The following is an 18,332-nucleotide window of genomic DNA, read 5'->3' on the forward strand; positions in this document are numbered from 1 at the left end:
TTAGATGGCGGTTTTGCGTAGGGGCACATCTTGTGCGTGCCCAGTCTGGGCAACCACGCGAGTCGCCCCGACATCTACGTTTCCATTCGCTTGCTCAAATACTCTGCCATCGCGTCGAGCGTTTGGAAATTTTCAATCACGACATCCTCGGGTGGAATCGTCGTTTTGAATTCCGTTTCGATGAACGCGATCATCCGCACCGCGCCGAGCGAATCCACCAGCCCGCTCAGCAACAGATCGTCGTCGTCGCGCAATTCGATGGCGCGTCCCAGCAACAACTCGCCGAGGATGAATTGGCGCAAAGATTCTTTTACGTCCATTTGAAAGATAGTCTGGGTCATCATCATGTCGGGGATTGCTCCAGGGATTTTGGATTTTCAATTTTGGATTTGCGATTTGCGATTGATAATCTAGCTTTGACGGCGATGAAACCTGTGATCTGCATCGCGACGGCAATCGCGACAAGGACAATCAACGGCGCGCGCAACAGCGCATCGCGTTGCTCGATGGTCTGATAAAGCAAAGCATGAGTAACGATGAACGCGAACGCGAGATAACTCGTCCGTTGAAGCCACTTCCAGCGCCGCGTGCCGAGTCGTCGCAAGGCGATGTTGTTCGAAATGACCAGTAGCATCGCGAGAATGCCTGCCTGCGCGAGCGCGATGTAATTCGCCAACCCGAACAGATTCGCTTGAATCGGAAAGGGATTGTGCGCGTTGGGCAAATGCTGAATCCAGTACCACCAAATGCGCCAACCGCCCGGCGCGTGCACGGTTACGGCGAACGCGATGTGCGCGAACGCGATGCTCGCCGCCCAGATGCCGACATCGCGGCGCAACATATAATTCGCGGGAGGCGCGCGATGGCGCAGAACGTACAGCGGACCGAGCGCGAACGTCGCGACGATGAACGTCAGCGCGGTGTACGCGAACGCGAGACTCAAACGCCAATTGAGCCAATCGGCTTTGCGACCCGAGCCGTCTTCCCACTGCTCCGGCGAAAAACCGAGCGCGCTAAAAATCGTCGCGATGCTGATTGCGGCGATGAGCGCGAGGATGAGATGGCGGTTACGTCGTTTCGTGTCCATTGTTTTCAATCGCCTGTTCGCGCAACGCGCGGCGATCAATTTTGCCGGTGCCCGTCCGCGGGAAATCGTCCAGCACCAAAATTTTGTGCGGCACCGCGTAGGGCGGGACGCGTTGCGCGAGATCATTTCGCAAATCGGGAATGGGCGTCTCTTTTTTTAGAATGACGGCGGCTTCCACCCACTGACTCCCCTCGCCATCCGGCACCGCGTACACCGCGCACTCGCCGACCGCCGCGTTCAGCGAAAGCGCGTTCTCCACTTCGTCGAGTTCGACGCGATAGCCGCGCGTTTTGATTTGCCGATCCTTGCGTCCGCAAAAACGAAGCAAGCCATCTGCGTCCACGCGCATCAAATCGCCGGTGCGATAGAAAACGTCGTCGTACTGCTCGAACACTTGCCGCCGATAAAACGCGCGCGCGTTCAAATCGGGACGCCCCCAATAACCGCGCATCATCGTCGGCGTGCGGACGACCAACTCGCCGATGTCGCCGGCGCGCGCGGGCTGATCGTTTTCGTCGAGCAGGATTCCTTCCGAGTTGTCCCACACGCGCCCGATCGGAATGGATTCGGCGTAATCGTCCGCGAGTTGCGGGACGTGATAGTACGTGCATTGATTCACTTCGGCGGGACCGTACACGTTGCTCACGCGCGCGCGCGGAATCAGGCGCATCAACTCGCGCAGATGCTTGGGCGGAAACGGCTCACCGCCGTACAGAATCCAGCGCAGGGATGAAACGTCGCGGCTCGGCAGAACGCCGCGCAAAACGAGTTGCACGAGCGCGGTCGTCACCGAGTACCAAATCGTCAGGCGTTCGTCTTCGATCAACTTGGACATGCTCGCCGGAAATTTCGTCGTCGGTTCGGGAATGATGACGGTCGTCGCGCCGCAAAGTGGACCCGTGAAGTAGTCGAACGTGGACATATCGAAATGCAACGGCGAGTGATTGCTGAGTCGGTCGGTATGCGTCACGCCGTACAAATCCGCCGAGAGTCGCGCGTACGCCAAGCCGCTCGCGTGCGTGTGCATCAATCCCTTGGGTGTGCCGGTTGACCCAGACGTGTACATCACGTACGCCAAATCTTGTTCGGTCAACAAAATATCCGGCGCGGGAACAGCGCGCCCGTCGAGCGCGTCCCAGGGTACGCCTCGCGCACGCACATCCTCGCGCGGCGCGACGCCGATCACACATTCGAGCGGGCTGTTCATCGCGATGTCGCGCAACGCATCCACCTTGTTTTCCTGTGAAACGATGTGGCGAATCGCGCAATCGTTGACGACAAAATTCAAACGCGCGACCGGCGCAAGCGGATCGAGCGGCACGTATGCCGCGCCGGCTTTCCAGATGCCGTAAATCGCGATGGGCGTTTCGATGCCCTTGCGTAAATAAATCCCGACGCGGTCGCCGCGACGCACACCTTGTTCGACCAGCACACGCGCGAGCGCGTTCGCCCGGCGATGCCATTCGCCGTACGTCAGCGTTTGTCCGGCGAAACGCATCGCCGGATGATCGGGATACCGTTGCGCGGATTCGTCGAGAATGTGCGAGAGTAAGTAAATCATTTGAATCCCGTAAGGCAAATTTGAAATTTGCCTTACAATCCCAGCAAGCGCGCGATAATGTTGCGCTGAATGTCCGATGTGCCGCCGTAAATCGGTCCGCCCAACGCGTCGCGCAGATCGCGCTCGATTTCGAATTCGGTCACGTACCCGCGCGCGCCGTGAATGCGCGCCGCGTCGAGCGACGATTGCGCGAAACTTTCGCCGACGAATAGATTCGCAAGCGCGGCGTCGAGCATCGCGGACTGATTCGTTTGTTTGAGCCACGCGGCTTTGTACGTCAGCAGGCGCGCGGTTTCGAGCCGCAATTTCATTTCCGCGACGCGATTCGAAATCGCTTGAAATTTTCCGATGGGTTGACCGAACGCGTGCCGTGCGCGCGCGAAGCGAATGCACGCGTCGAGTTGACGTTCCATCGCGCCGATCTCGCTCGCGAGAATGCACGCGCGTTCCCACTCTTGCGACGAGTTGAACATGCTCGCGCCCGCGCCTTCGGGACCCAAACGATTTTCCGTCGGGACGAAACAATCTTTCAGCGTGAGTTTGCCCATCGGCACGGTGCGCAAACCCATCTTGTCCATCACCGCGCTCGTCTCAAATCCGCGCGTGCCGCGTTCGACAAAAAAAATGCTGATGCCCCAGTTGCCGCGTTGCGGATTCGTCGTCGCAAAGATCAACGCGAGATCGGCGAGCGGCGCAAAAGTGATGAAGGTTTTTTCGCCGTTCAACAAATAGCCGTCCTCGCGTTTCGTCGCCGTCGTGGCAAGCGCGAACGCGTCGGAACCGGTTGCGGGTTCGGTCATGCCGTAGCACGCGATCATTTCGCCCTTGCACAAGCGCGGTACGTACCGTTCCTTTTGCGCCGCGCTCGCAAAGCCGGTGATCGTCGGCAGGATGCTCGTCAATTGCGCGCTGATCGCAAAGGTCAAGCCGTTGTCGCGGCACGCGTACCCCAGCGCTTCGAGCGCGAGCGTTGTCGAGAGCGCGTCTTTGCCTTGCCCGCCGTACTCGCGCGGCGCGTTCAATCCGAGCAAGCCAAACTCGCCGCACTTGCGCCAATGCTCGCGCGAAAAAATTCCCTGCTTGTCGCGCGCGATCAGATCGCCGCCGAGTTCGCGTTGCGCGAATTCGATGATCGCGTGACGGAGTTCGCGTTGTTCGTCGGTGAGAGAGAAATCCATCGCTATGCTTCGTGTCCGTTCCGCACCGCGCGGTACGGGTCGCGCGGATCGGACGAGATGCTTTCGATTTCGAGCCGCGTGCCGACGTTCATGTCGCGCGCGTAATCGCTGAACAGTTCGAGCGCGACCATATCTTCGAGCGCCCAACCGGTCGAATCGAACACGGTGGTCTTGCCGCGCAGATGCGCGTATTTTTCCGGATGCTTCACCACTTCCACCAGCATGGGACCGATATCCTCGCGCGCGAGTTGTTGGCATTCGCCTTCGCACATCGCTTGCTCCGTAAAATCGGGGCAGACAAAACTCCGTTTGAGCAGATCGAGCGGGATTTCGACTTTACCGGCGAAATCGGAGCCGATGGCGTTGACGTGCAGCCCCGGTTTGACGTTCACGTTCCGAAAAACCGGACCCTTGCCGGGGTCAATGGAGGTGCACGTGCACAGCACATCGGCGGAGGTAACCAAATAGTCGAGTGAATCTTTGCCGATGAGCGCGATATCCAAATTCAAAAAGCAAGTTCGGTCGGGAAACGTTTTGCTGACGAGCGGATTGACGTCGTACACGATCACGCCTTCAATGTCCATCACGCGCGAGAGCGCGTGGAGTTGCGTAACCGCTTGTGCGCCCGCGCCGATGATGCCGACGACGTTGCTGCGCTCGGACGCAAGGGCGCGTGTCGCGATGGCGGATGCCGCGCCGGTACGCAGCGCGGTCAACAGCGTACCGTCGGCGACGGCGAGCCAATGCCCGGTGTGTGTGTCGTACGCGCTGATGTTGGAAATGATCGTCGGCAGGTTTCGCCGCGTCGGGTTTGTCGGATGATAGCCGACGACCTTGATCGTGATTTTATCGTTCGCCATCACCGGCATCCATTCGAGCAAGCCGGGATTGGGCGATGTGTATTGAAAACCGGAACGCGCGGGAATCTGGGTCGTCGCGGGATCGTATTGTTCGAACGCGCGTGTGAGCCGCTGGATCATTTCGTCCATCAGCGCGTTGAGACCGACGCGCGCGACGATTTGGCGCACGGTGTCTTTGGAAAGAATCAATGTGTCCATTCAGTGTTTCTCTCTCGCGTTTTCTACTTGCCACGCAATACATGGTTTTTTCCGTTTGGCGTTTTCAATCCTGGGAAATATAAACCGAGTGACTTGGCTTTGCCAGTCCGGTAAGTGCTCACTTTTTGCTCATTTTGTATCTGCTTTGGCAATAGCCATTCTTTTTTGCCATAGAGCAGATAAAGAAATCCTGATTGTTTTCTCTATGCCCTCTATGTCCTCTATGGCTAATCCGCCATCGCCAAACGACCCAGCCCAGTCAGGCGAACACCCACGTCATTCGGCGATGGAAATTTCGCGAATCAATTGACGGCGCGAATCCAGCGCGCCGTCGTGATAGAGCCAGGTTACTTGATAAACCCGGACACGGTGAATTGGCTCTTGATCGGCATAGACCGGCGGACGCGGCAACACCCACAAATGCCCCGGCGCTTGGAAGGAAACCCCGCGCGCCGACGCGTTGCGATTGGCAAGAAAGCGGCGCACGAGATCATCGAACAGTTCGGCGCGCGGCGCGTCGAACTCGCCACTCCCCCGTTCCACCTCGACCGCCTCGAACTGCTCGAACGATTTCACGGCGACCAACGCGCGCGCCATCGCGTTATTCATAGTTACGCCCCAGATTTGATTTGGGATGTGTCGCGCTGGATCGAGCCATCCGAAATTGCTGAACGTGACGAGATCCGCGTAATGCGAAAACAGATGACTCGGCAACACGTACGCCGCGCCGCTTGCGCCAATGGCTTCGAGACGAATCGTGCGCGTAATCGGCGTGTCATACCACGCTAACGGCACCGGCTTGAACCAAATGCTCGACCCAGCAATCAACACGATGCTGATGAAAAAATGCGCGCGCGTGAAAATCGGCAAACCATCCGCGCCGCGATTTTTGCGCCAGATGAGAATGAGCGCGGCATCGAGCAGAATCCATTTCCAAAACGCGATGCCGCACACGAGCAAAATGCCCGCGTGCATCGCGACGCACCCGGCAAGCCACCAGATGGTTACGTCGCGTCGCCACAACGCGACGAGCGCGCCGAGTTCGACGACGAGCGTAAAAAGCATTAGCGGCAAGGTAAAGGGCGCGAGCCACTGGGTCAATGTAACGATGAGGTTCGCATCGAGGAAACTGAGCCAGCCATGCGCGTAACCGGCGGGAAGCAAAAAGTACAGGTACGGATGCGCGAGCCAATCGAGTTCGAGCTTGCCGACGCCCGCGCTCCAGTACGCCGAGGCGACGAGACACAGCAGCAGGAACAGAAACGTGTCCGCGCGGCGTTCGCGGGTAGCGGCGTTCAACAGAAACGCGGCAGTGAACAACACGAGCGCGCGCAAAGGCAAATCAATTTCCGTCCAACTAAATTGCCACGTGAGCGGATAATCGAATTGCCAGATCAGCGTGAACGCGAGCGCGAGAAAGGGCAGAAGAAAAATTGGACGCCAGAGTATCAATACCGCAAAACCGATCAACCACGCGCGATCAAGCCAATGACCTTGATTGAAATAGAAATTATAGTCGTACGCGGCGAACGTCCACGCGTAAATTCCGGCGAGGAGACCGATCAGCGCGCGCAATTCCGCGCCGTGTTCTAAATCGCGCCACGGACGCGCGAGCGCGCGGAAACGCGTGATGACGAGAACACCAAACAGGAGAAGGGGTAGGGGGTTTTCGGCGATGCGCCAAACCAACCCGACCGCGAGGATCGGCTGGGCATAGTCACGCGCGGGTAGATGGCTCGTTTGGCGCAACCAGCGCTCTAGAAAAAAATACACAACGAGCAAAACACCCGCACGTGCGCAAATCTCAATTAACGGCTTGACGCGCGCCGTGAGAGGATGCGAAAATATCTCTAGGCGATGCTCAGTAAAGGTTTGCAATTCGCCAAATTTGCATCTGTGATTCGCCCTTGCGGCGTCGCAACGACGACCACCCACGTTCCGACGTCATCGTCGGAACAATTTTTCTCGCCCTTCATCAGGCGCGTGTTTCGGAAATTCTACTACCGCGTGTCCCAGGTGTCAATGGGGAAAAGATAAAAATTTCGCGTGATTCTGAGAAGGTTCATGGTCTAACCTAAACCCAGTGTGCTGGCATATCGCCTATCGCCATCACTGGGTTGTCGTCAACCCCGCCCATTGCTGGCTGGATTGGCTGAGGACACGCTCGGTGAGTTTGCACGGCTTTTCAAAAGTCGCTTGACTCACTTGCCAACCTAACCCCCAACCCCCTTCCCTTATAGGGAAGGGGGCAGGGGGATGGGTCTGCAAATGACATTTGAAAAACCGTGGGTGAGTTTGTGAATGTGGACAAGCGCAGTATAATCTGCGCGACGGTTGGGATTGCTGCGTAGAGAACGCGCGCGATCCAGACTCGCGGTGATGGGGGATGAGAGTGAAGTGAAAGGAGAATCATGCAAAGAGACCACACTAAACTGCTCGCTGAATTGACAGCGGAATATCAACGCTATTCGCCAAAATCCGCCGCACTGAATGCGACAGCCAAAGCGCACATGGTGGATGGCGGCAACCATGCGCTGCGGCTCATGCAACCGTTTCCGCCGCGCATCGTCGCCGCCCAGGGCGCGTACGTCCAAGACGAGGATGGGCACCGCATTCTCGATTTTTGGCAAGGGCATTACGCCAACATCCTGGGTCACAACCCGGCGATCGTTTCTTCCGTTTTGGCAGATGCCTTTGAATCGCGCCGGGGTCTCCAAACCGGCTTTACCGACCGGCTGCAAGTTGAAACAGCAGAGATTCTCTGCCGGCAAACCGGCGCGGAGCGCGTTCGTTTTACAACGAGCGGCGCGCTGGCGACGATGTACGCGATCATGCTCGGCGGCGCGTTTACCCAGCGTAATCTCGTAATGAAAATCGGCGGCGGGTGGCACGGCGGGCAACCTTGGGGACTCAAGGGATCGCATTTTCAAAATGGTCACGGCTTTGACTCCTTGGACAGCGCCGGGCTTGCCCCAGGCACGCGCGATCAAGTTCTCATTACGCGTTTCAACGATCCGGCGATGCTCGAAAAACAGTTTCGTCAGTACGGCGATAAGATCGCCGGTTTCATCGTCGAGCCATTCATCGGCGCGGGCGGCTCGATCCCGGCGACACGCGAATATCTTCAGACCGCGCGACGATTGACGCAGCAATACGGCGCGGTGCTGATTTTCGACGAGGTCATCTCCGGCTTTCGCTTTCGCGCGGGCGATGCCGGCGCGCTGTTTGGCGTCAAGCCCGACTTGGCAACCTTCGCCAAAGCGATTGGTGGCGGAATGCCGGTTGCCGCCGTCGCCGGGCGCGCCGACATCATGAACTTGGTGGGGCGTGGAAGCAGCCGCCCGGTCGCGTTTTCGGGTGGCACGTACTCGGGTCATCCCGCCGCGATGTTAGCGGCGAAAACGTTCATGACGTACCTCGTCGAGCATGAAGCGGAGATTTATCCGCGCCTTGCGGCGCTGGGTCAAAAAACCCGGCAGACGATTGTATCGGCGTTCACGGAAGAGGGCATTTACGCGTACTGCACCGGCAAACCCAACGATGCCATCACCGGCATTTCGTTGGCGATGCTTTTCTTCCCGTATCAAGCCGGGCGTCAACTGGAACGACCGGACGATACGCGCGACCCCGACGTGTGCGATCTCGTCCTCAGCGAAAAAGTCTTGCCGATCGCGATGCTCCTGGAAAATGTACATGTAGTTCATGGCTTGGGCGCAGTCAGCACCGCCCACACGGAAGCCGACATTGACCGGCTCGGCGAGGTTTGCCGCCGCGTTGCGCGACGTTTCAGATCATAATTCTGCTTACCCTCATTACCGCGTCAATTGGCAGATCATGCGAATACGGCTATAATCGTTGGCGTGAGCACTTTCTCCATCACCGAACCTGGGTTTCAAATTGGCGACCGCATCGAATTGAATGCGGACGCGAACACGTTGCGCCAAGGATTGTTACCACTCGACCCAGTCCTCGCCGGTGTGCTCAGTCAAGCCGAAGTTGTGATTGACGCCGCTGAACCAACTACGCTGAAATTCAATCTCGCACAAGGCGCGTTCAAAAGCGTCAAGCTCCTACGTCCACTCGCCAAACAACCTGGGACACTCATCCTCGAATGCCAGACCGTTCAGCCGTACCGCTTCCGTCTCGTCGTCGAATCCGCTGCGCCCATTCAAATTTCAACACCGCCCAACGATGTCGTCACCTTCAGCCCGGAAGACGCGGTGCTGCTAGGAAATCGTTCCGCGCTTGCGCGCTGGCGCGATTTTCGTTTGGCGCTGCAAGCGACGCGCCTCGCGATGGTCGCCGGGTTCGATCAACTCTTGTGCCTGCCGTGGCTGCACGATGTCGAACTGCTCGAACATCAACTTCGCACTGCACGCACCGTGTTGCGCCGTCTGCGCGGGCGCGCGCTCTTGTGCGACGAAGTCGGCTTGGGCAAGACGATTGAAGCCGGCATCATCCTCGAAGAACTCGTCGTGCGCGGACTCGCGCGCCGCGTATTGATCCTCACGCCGCCGTCGCTCGTCGAGCAGTGGCAAGGCGAGATGCGCCGCAAGTTCGGTTTGGATTTCATCGTCCACGACGACCCAGGTTTCCGCGAGCAAGGCGCAAACGCCTGGTCAGCGCACGACCGCATCATCGCATCGTACCACACTGCGAAACGCGAGCCGCATCGCGCGGCGCTCCTCAAGCAGGACTGGGATTTGGTGATCGTGGACGAGGTGCATCACTTTCGCAATCGCCAGACGTTGTTGTGGCAGATGGCATCCGAACTGCGTCGCAAGTACATTTTGTTGTTGACCGCGACGCCCGTGCAAAACGATCTCGAAGAATTGTTCAACCTCGTCACGCTTCTGCAACCGGGGTTGCTCAGCACCGCGCGTTCATTTCAAAAACAATTTGTGGATCGCCGCGACAAACTGATGCCGCGCAATGTAGACGAATTGCATCGCCTCCTCGCCGAAGTGATGGTACGCAATCGCCGCTCGACGGTTGGGCTGGCGCTGACGCGGCGGATTGCGAAAACCCATTTCGTCACGCTGAACGACCAGGAACGCGCACTGTACGATGACGTTTCGCGTTTTGTGCGCCAGCGTTTGAATATTCCCAGTGATTCCAAATCCCTGCGGGACGGTTCCCAGCCAAAACGCGCGTTATCGCGCATGTCGCTCATCACCTTGCAAAAAGAATTGGGCAGCGCGAGCCAAGCCGCCGCGCCAACGCTCGCCCGCATCGCGGACGACGAACGCTTGCCCGCCCCCGAACGCGCGACCCTCGCGCAATTTGCGGACACCGCGCGCGCACTGACCGCGAACAGCAAAGCCGACCGCTTACTTGCCTTGCTCCAGGATTTTCCCGATAAGATGGTCGTCTTTACGCAATTTCGCGCGACCCAGGAATGGCTGCACAAGCGTTTGCGCGAGGCGGGGCAATCGGTCGTCGTGTTTCACGGTGGGATGTTGCGCTTGGAAAAAGAGGAATCAATCCGGCAATTTCAAAAGGACGCACGCATCTTGCTCAGCACGGACGCGGGCAGCGAAGGACGCAATCTGCAATTCTGCAATGCGGTGTGCAATTTCGATTTGCCCTGGAATCCGATGAAGATCGAACAACGCGTCGGACGCTTGAGCCGCATCGGGCAGACGCGCGATGTGTTCGTGTTCAACCTTGCCGCAGCGGACACGCTCGAAGCCGCGGTGTTACATCTGCTCGAAGCGAAAATCGCCATGTTCGAACTCGTCATCGGCGAGATTGATATGATCCTGGGAAACCTGGATGAGGAAAAAGAATTCGAAGAAGTCGTGACCGATTTGTGGGTGCAGTCGCGTGACGATTCCGATTTTCGCTCCGCGCTCGACCGCTTGGGCGATCAACTGTTGTCGGCGAAAGAAAATTACTTGCGCCAGCGCGCACAAGAAGAGCGGCTGTTTGGAGAAAAGTTTACGCCGGAGTAGTGCACTAGTGCGATAGTGCAACACCTGCACTTGCGTGCGGTGCAAGTGTAGTGCGTTAGTTGGTCGGTAACTATCGCACTATCGCACTAGTGCACTAACGAACTAAAATGCCTGACCCATTAGAGCAATTCCTAATCGAATACGTAGACGCGGTCGGCGGATTAGCGGATGAAATCGAGCCGCAAGTGTACGACGTGTTGACGCCCGAGGCGGATAAACCACTGCGCGTTGCCTTCGACCCCGACGCGTTGCCCGAACATCCGTCGGCGCAATTGCTCACGTTCGGCAGTGCGCTGCTCGACGACCTGTTGACGCGCGCGCAGACGCGCGGACAAATCGGCTTGGCGTTTCTCGACGACGCGCATTTGTCGCCGCACGCGCTCGCGCAACGCGTAACGCGCGACCTGGTTTTACCGGCGGCGATCACGTTGCGGATCGAAAATATTCGCCCGCTCTATGTGACGCACACGCTGTTTTGGTTCGAGGTCACGTACCTGGGTGACGAGAAAGAGCAAGCCCTGTACCCAATCGCGATTGATCGCTACTATGGTCGGCAGGTGCGGCGTCTCGACGACCTGCTGGAGGGCGAACGGTTCACCGAGACGCGGCGATGGACCTTTGCCGATGCGAAAGCGTTGCCGCTCGACCGCGCGTACCTCGATGCGCGTGATGCCATCGTCCGCACGGTGCGCGCCGAAGTGCACGCGCGGCAGCATCAAACGCAAACGCGGCTCGTCGAACAGACTGAGCGAATGAAGCGGTATTACGCCGATTTGCGCGCGGAACTTATAGAGCGGATTGAACGCGCGACCGCGCGCGGCGATGAAACCGAATCGCTGCGTTTGCGTCAAGACGCACTGAATCGCGAAGAAGCCTTGCGCTTGGACGAACTCGCGCGCAAAGCGCAGTTGCGCGTGCAACTCAAGTTGGTGAATCTCCTGCACGTTAAAATTCCGCGCCTGTTCATTTCCACGCACGTCACTGCCAAACAGATCCCGACGATTCATCCCGCGTCGCTCACGCTGACCTGGGATCCACTCGTCGAGAAAACGGATGCGCTCGTTTGCCCGAATTGCCAACGCCCCACGTTTGAACTGCGCGTGAATCGCCACGGCGCGCTGCACTGTCCAGAATGTAATCCACTGTTGTCGAAAACCAGGTCGTAATGCCCAATCCTCAGCCGAATGCGCTCCTAGCAAGCAAACTCTACATTCCGCCGCAGCGCCCTAACCTGGTCACGCGGCACAATTTGCTCCAGAAACTGGACGCGGCATTGCGTCCAGAAGTGCGTCTCATCCTCGTCTGCGCCCCCGCCGGCTTTGGCAAGACGACGCTGTTGAGCCATTGGGTGACTCAAACCCAAAGTCCGAATGTCACTGCGAGCGGAACGAAGCAGTCTCCGAGCAACTTGGAGATTGCTTCGCGAAAAGCGCTCGCAATGACAGGCAGGGGCGACTTTGACAATACCCGCCCGGTCGCTTGGCTCTCGCTCGACGAAGGCGATAACGATCTGATTCGTTGCTTGACGTACTTGATCGCGGCTTTGCAACGAGTGAACCCAGGTTTGGGCGAGGTCGCGTTGTCCATGCTGCAAACTCCGCAACCACCGGCTATCGAGCCGATCCTCACTGCATTGATCAACGATCTTTCCGAGAGCACGAACTCGTTTGTCCTCATCCTCGACGATTATCACGTCATCAAATCCCGACCCATCCACGATGCGATCATTTTCCTGATTGATCATTTGCCAACGCCGATGCACTTGGTCATCGCAACCCGCGCCGACCCGCCGATCCCGCTGGCGCGTCTGCGCGGACGAATGCAGTTGGTCGAACTGCGCGCCGCCGATCTACGATTCGCTGGCGACGAGGTCGCGACTTTTCTCAATCAAGTCATGGCGCTGAATCTCTCCGGCGACGATGTCGCGGGACTGGAAGCGCGCACTGAGGGCTGGATCGTCGGGCTGCAATTGGCGGCGCTTTCGATGCAAGGCAGAGATGACCCGGCTGGTTTCATTGCGGCGTTTTCCGGAAGTCATCATTACGTTCTCGACTATTTGATCGAACAAGTCCTCCACGGTCTGCCCGAATACGTTCAAACCTTTCTGCTGCACACCTCAATCCTCGACCGCATGTGCGGTTCATTGTGTGATGCGGTGCTCGGTCAAAAGGATGAAGGCGGAAGGATCAAGGATGAAAAGGATTCACATTCAGAAGTTTCATCCTTGATCCTTCACGCAGAGCGTTCATCCTTTATTCTAGAGTACTTGGAACGCAACAACTTGTTCATTGTGCCCCTCGACGACGAACGGCGTTGGTATCGCTATCATCATCTCTTTGCCGATCTGTTGCGAAATCAATTGGGCAGACGCGCCGCCGATCAAATTCCGGAATTGCATCGGCGTGCTAGTCTGTGGCATGAACGAAACGGATTGACCTCCGAAGCAGTGAACCACGCATTGCTTGCGCGGGACTGGGAACGGGCTGCCGATCTCATCGAACAACATGCTTTGGCATTGCTGAACCGTGGCGAACTGACGACGCTTTTGGGATGGTTGACGGCGTTACCAGAAATGGAGATGCTTACCCGAACGCGGCTGTGCCTCTATCATGCCTGGGTCCTCACGCTGACGGGTCGCTTCGATGCGGCGGAAGCGCGCTTGCAACGCGTTGCTAAGACCTTGGACTCTTCCACAGTCCAGGGTCGGGAAATGCTGGGACACATCGTGGCGTTACGCGCCAATGCGGCGGCTCATCATGGCGATGCGACACGCGCGACCTTGCTTGCGCGCGAAGCGCTTCAATACTTACCCGACGATGACCTCCAGACGCGTTGTGTCGTTGACTCCATCCTGGGTTCTGCCCTGCTCTTGACCGGCGATGTGAAAGGGGCGTGCCAGGTACTGGCGGAAGCCGGACGAATCGGACAAGTGTCGGGTAATCTCCTGTTGTCCATCGGCGCGCTCAGTACGTTGGGTGGGCAGCAGATAGTGCTGGGTCAGCTCCACCAAGCCGCCGAAACTTACGAGGACGTGTTGCGCTTGTCTGCCGGGCGCGATAAACACTCGAAACCATTACCGCCCGCGGCGAGGGCGTACATGGGCTTGAGCGAACTGCACTACGAGTGGAACGACCTTGAATCCGCAACACGTTTCGCGGAAGAATGTTTTGAATTGAGCCGGTACTGGGAATATCCGGACGCTCTGGCGCGGATGCCGTTGGCGATGGCACGCATGCGACTTGCGCGGGGCGATGTGGTTGGCGCATACGAAGCGTTTCAGCAAGCGGAGAAAATTGCAAAGCAGCATCGTACGGACCCCTGGGCAGTTGATCGTTTAGAGCAGTTTCGCGTGCGGCTTTGGTTAGCTCCAGAGGGAGGCAATCTCGCCGCGGCAACACGCTGGGCTGAGACACGCGCGAGCGCGCTCGAGGCAAATGCAGAATTACCGTACGTGCGCGAACGGGAACACCTGGCATTGGCGCGAGTACTGATCGCTGAAGCAAGGTTCGATCAAGCCCTGGGTCTGCTCAATCGGCTGAATGCCTCGGCTAATGCCGGCGGGCGAATCGGAAGAGTGATCGAGACCTTGGTTCTCGAGGCAGTCACGATGCAACTCAAGGACGCGCGGGACGCGGCAATCTCGGCACTCGGACAGGCGATGACGCTTGCAGAACCGGCGGGGTACGTTCGCACTTTTGTGGACGCAGGCGAACCGATGCGATTGCTTTTGGAAAGGATGAACGCCTCGCGTGAAGGCAGAGGGATGAAGGAATACATTCGGCAATTACTTGTCGCTTTTGGCAGAGTGAAGGAAATTCATCCTTCAGTCGAGCCGTTAAGCGCGCGCGAGTTGGAGGTGCTGCGCGCCATCGCGGACGGCATGTCGAATGCAGAAATCGCGCAGCGGCTCGTCATTGAGGTGAGCACCGTCAAGCGCCACATCAATCACATCTTTAGCAAGCTCGGCGTAACGACGCGCATCCAAGCCATCGTCAAGGCGAGAGGGATTGGATTATTGTAGGATTTAATCAAGATTCGTCACACGAAGCAAGCTCATTCTCGTGAGGGTGGGACGCGGACCGACTGTGGTAGAGTGCGCCACAGCCACGCGGACGAACGCAGATTGAAATTTTATCCACGTTCGTCCGCGGTACTCCGCGTCCCATTGATTTTTACCAGATACACCCGGCAATTCACCCTGGGGTGGACGACAATGCACCCACCCTCTATGTATATTGTGCTCGCAAGTGATGAACAGGAGGCAACCGGGTGACCAAGCATCAAGACTCCGCGCCGCCGGTAATTTACGAGATCCGGCTGAAGGGACACTTGTCCTCCGATTGGTCGCACTGGTTCGACGACCTGGCAATCACCTACGACGACGAGGGCAATACACTACTCACTGGTCCCGTCGTAGACCAGGCTGCTCTGCATGGATTGCTAGACAAGGTGCGCGATCTTGGGTTGTATCTCACAAGCGTACGAATGTGTCGAGAAGATCCTGGAAAACAAATTGAGTGATGTGGCGATGACAACAAAACTATATTCAGCGCGATAAACGCGCAAGGAGAGAACCAATGAAAAAGAGCATTCGAGTTTCACTGTTTGTTGCCGGTGGCATCGGCTTGTTCTTCACCGTCTTCCATTGCCTCATGTTTTATCTGTTCAAATGGAGTGCGACCCTGGCATGTCTCGACCCTATGAACTGGGCAACCTTCCAGACCTTCAATTTGGTCGCGATTTTGATGGTGGCGACGATCACCTTCTTTTCGTTTCGTCATCCCGATGAATTGGTCAAGACCGCTCTCGGCAAATCGCTCTTGATTGTCTTTGGGATTTTCTATCTGATCAGGATCGCCGCCGAGTTTATTTTCTACGGCTATCGTGGTACAAGTTCCCTGGTGATCATCATCCTGTGTCTTGTTCCAGCGATGGTCTATCTTTTCTCGTCTGTATCGCCGATGCAAAGGGAAGAAACCGTCCATCAATTATGAGAAAGTTGATTACCCATGGCAAGAAACAGTGTTGGAACGTTTGGTGAATTGACAGCCATCGAGCAATCCACCGCCGGTGGAAAAGGTGGAATGTTGGCGCGGCTCTTTCAAGCCGGTTACCCCGTCCCCGATGGCTTTGTCATCTTGCCAACTGCTTTCGATGGTGACGACTTACAAACAGATGCCTGGGTGCAAGTGCACGCGCGCCTCGAACGAATGCGTGCATCCAACAAGGACTGTGCTTTCGCAATCCGTTCGTCCGCATTGAGTGAGGATTCCGCCCAAGCATCCTTCGCCGGGGCGTTCGAGACGATTCTGGATGTGCAGACCGATGCGGATATTCGGAACGCGATTCAGACCGTGCACTGTTCGCGGTTATCGGAACGCGTCGCCGCGTATAGTCACGCACGCGGCATGGAAACCGATCACGCGATGGCTATCGTCGTGCAACGGTTGATCCGCGCCGATTTTTCCGGCGTGCTGTTCACGGCTGACCCGGTGACCGGCAATCGGCGACAGATGACCGGAAACTATGTGCATGGCTTAGGCGAGCAACTCGTGTCGGGTCAAGCCAACGCCGAATCTTTTTCGTTGCAACATCCCAATGGCAAGTATGACGGTCCGTCTGCGCTCAAACAGTTGGCTCGCGAACTTTACAAACTGGGAAGCCGGCTGGAGCGTGAGCTTGGCGCGCCGCAGGACATCGAATGGGCAATCGCCGACCGCAAATTGTACTTGCTTCAATCACGCCCGATCACAACCTTGGTCGCGCACGACCCGGCGACCGGCGAATGGAATGACACTCTCGCCGGCGATTTCCTGTGGTCGAATGTCAACGTCGGCGAAGGCGTGCCGGATGTGATGACGCCTTTGACCTGGGATGTGCTTGGCGCGTATTGGGACGCGTGGGTCCTGATCCCGGGTTATCGTTACCTGGGCAATATCGCGGGGCGCGTGTATACGAACTTGAGTGTGATTGCTTCGATCTATGCCGCGCTGGGAAAAAAGCGCGAGGAAGTTCTCAAGATCGTCGAGGGCTTGGGATTCCTCCGCCTGCCCGACGATATGGAGATTCCGCTGATTCCATTGCGAAGATCGTTTGTGTATTCGTTCATTCCAAACATGCTGGCTCTACAGCTCAAGATGCGCAAAGAGCTGAACCATTCGCAGACTTTTCTCGCTGAAAATCCGACCTGGTGCGAAGCGATGCGCCGACGAGTCGAGCAGATCAACCAGAATTCTGAATTGATTCACGTGTGGCGCAACGAAATCAAACCCAGAGGCGTCGCCGGTTTCTGGCAAACGTTGTTGGTCGCGATGCACCTGGATAACCTAGCCACACCGCTTCGGCGAAAGTTGACCGCGATGGTTGGCGCAGAGGACGCGAGTGTGTTGTTGTCGAACTTGAGTGGCGAAGCGGAGTTGGCGAGCATGGGATTGATCGTCGGCATATCCCAGGTCGTGCAAGGCAAACTGACGCGCAACGAGTACTTGGATCGCTATGGTCACCGGGGAGCATTTGAGTTTGAGTTAGCTGCGCCGCGCCCAGCCGAAGACCCAGGTTGGCTTGACCGCCAAGTCACAACACGGCAAACGCCGAATCAAACTCTCGGCGATGTCGAGACCGTGCTTGAAAATCAGCATCGCACATTCGAGGCGGCTTGGCATCGTCTCGCAACGCGCTATTCGCGCAAAGCCAAAAGCATCCGTCGCCAAATCGCGCAGACCGCCGAGGTGGTTCGTCGTCGTGAAGCCATCCGCTCCGAGTACGTCCGCATCAGTTGGGTCGTTCGCGTCTGGGCATTGCGCGCCGGCAAATTGACTGGCTTGGGCGATGACGTTTTCTTTCTGACTGCGAATGAAGTGATTCAGGTCTTGGGTGGCGACATGCGCGTCACACGAAATATTGCCGCGCGAAAAAATACATATCAGAAATATCGTTCCCTGCCGCCTTATCCGGCAATCATCAAAGGTCGTTTCGATCTTTTCCAATGGGCTGCCGATCCGCACCGGCGCGGCGACATTTACGACGCGCAAATTTCCAGGGTCGCGTTTGCTACCGATACTATCGTCGGCTCTGCTGGCTCATCGGGATGTGTCGAAGGCATCGTGCGCCGGTTGGACAACCTCGAACAAGCCGATCAATTTCAACCCGGCGAAATCCTGGTGACGATGCAAACGAATATCGGTTGGACGCCGCTCTTCCCACGCGCCAAGGCGATTGTGACCGACGTGGGCGCAGTCCTCTCTCATGCCGCGATCGTCGCGCGTGAGTTGGGCATTCCCGCGGTCGTCGGCTGCGGCGATGCGACGATGCGGCTCAAGACCGGGGATCGCGTGCGAGTGGATGGTGGGAAAGGAATCGTCAGCATCATTCGAGATTAAAATTGGATGGGGTGCGACGCATGACACTTGTTCTCGAAACTAACCGATGCTTCGGCAAACGTCTTGGTTTCGCCGGTCGGCAAATTCGCCGGCGCGGCGTTGCGTTGGTACGCCC

The 18,332-nt window shown here is 57.4% G+C and carries 13 protein-coding genes; 7 read left to right on the forward strand and 6 right to left on the reverse strand.

The genetic code is table 11. The features are described from left to right. Positions 1–74: 74 nt before the first annotated feature. From HY868_08250 to HY868_08275, 6 genes are all read right to left on the reverse strand, one after another. Positions 75–344, reverse strand: coding sequence for an acyl carrier protein (locus HY868_08250; protein MBI5302112.1), 270 nt, complete (start codon positions 342–344; stop codon positions 75–77). Further along, the gene (locus HY868_08255) at positions 344–1,087 is read right to left on the reverse strand and encodes a hypothetical protein (protein ID MBI5302113.1); all 744 of its coding nucleotides are present in this window, start codon (positions 1,085–1,087) and stop codon (positions 344–346) included. Before HY868_08255 ends, HY868_08250 begins: the two co-directional genes overlap by 1 nt. Next, the gene (locus HY868_08260; protein MBI5302114.1) at positions 1,068–2,648 is read right to left on the reverse strand and encodes an amino acid adenylation domain-containing protein; all 1,581 of its coding nucleotides are present in this window, start codon (positions 2,646–2,648) and stop codon (positions 1,068–1,070) included. The genes HY868_08255 and HY868_08260 overlap by 20 nt, the downstream gene beginning before the upstream one ends. A gap of 32 nt (positions 2,649–2,680) precedes the next feature. Beyond that, complete coding sequence (locus tag HY868_08265) at positions 2,681–3,826, reverse strand: acyl-CoA dehydrogenase family protein (GenBank protein MBI5302115.1); 1,146 nt, start codon at positions 3,824–3,826, stop codon at positions 2,681–2,683. Positions 3,827–3,828: 2 nt separating this feature from the next. Beyond that, positions 3,829–4,884 (reverse strand): ornithine cyclodeaminase family protein, encoded by a 1,056-nt coding sequence (locus tag HY868_08270; protein MBI5302116.1) that lies wholly within the window; start codon positions 4,882–4,884, stop codon positions 3,829–3,831. Positions 4,885–5,160: 276 nt separating this feature from the next. After that, a complete protein-coding gene (locus tag HY868_08275) occupies positions 5,161–6,657 on the reverse strand; it encodes a hypothetical protein (protein ID MBI5302117.1) in 1,497 nt (498 codons plus the stop codon). Positions 6,658–7,295: 638 nt separating this feature from the next. Here HY868_08275 and HY868_08280 point away from each other — a divergent pair. The 7 genes from HY868_08280 (at position 7,296) to HY868_08310 (ending at position 18,217) form a co-directional block, all read left to right on the forward strand. Then, entirely contained in the window at positions 7,296–8,681 is a 1,386-nt protein-coding gene (locus tag HY868_08280) for an aminotransferase class III-fold pyridoxal phosphate-dependent enzyme (protein MBI5302118.1), read from the forward strand. 498 nt (positions 8,682–9,179) lie between these two features. Further along, the gene (locus HY868_08285) at positions 9,180–10,838 is read left to right on the forward strand and encodes a DEAD/DEAH box helicase (protein MBI5302119.1); all 1,659 of its coding nucleotides are present in this window, start codon (positions 9,180–9,182) and stop codon (positions 10,836–10,838) included. Between the two features lie 107 nt (positions 10,839–10,945). Beyond that, positions 10,946–12,004, forward strand: a complete 1,059-nt coding sequence (locus tag HY868_08290) for a hypothetical protein (GenBank protein ID MBI5302120.1) — start codon at positions 10,946–10,948, stop codon at positions 12,002–12,004. Then, positions 12,004–14,859, forward strand: a complete 2,856-nt coding sequence (locus HY868_08295; GenBank protein ID MBI5302121.1) for a LuxR family transcriptional regulator — start codon at positions 12,004–12,006, stop codon at positions 14,857–14,859. The genes HY868_08290 and HY868_08295 overlap by 1 nt, the downstream gene beginning before the upstream one ends. 248 nt (positions 14,860–15,107) lie before the next feature. Continuing rightward, entirely contained in the window at positions 15,108–15,359 is a 252-nt protein-coding gene (locus tag HY868_08300) for a hypothetical protein (protein ID MBI5302122.1), read from the forward strand. Positions 15,360–15,415: 56 nt separating this feature from the next. Continuing rightward, complete coding sequence (locus HY868_08305) at positions 15,416–15,832, forward strand: hypothetical protein (protein MBI5302123.1); 417 nt, start codon at positions 15,416–15,418, stop codon at positions 15,830–15,832. A 15-nt stretch (positions 15,833–15,847) separates the two neighbouring features. Next, positions 15,848–18,217, forward strand: a complete 2,370-nt coding sequence (locus HY868_08310; protein MBI5302124.1) for a pyruvate, phosphate dikinase — start codon at positions 15,848–15,850, stop codon at positions 18,215–18,217. Positions 18,218–18,332 lie beyond the last annotated feature (115 nt).

It is taken from the genome of Chloroflexota bacterium (genome assembly GCA_016219275.1).
Lineage (GTDB): Bacteria > Chloroflexota > Anaerolineae > UBA4142 > UBA4142 > JACRBM01.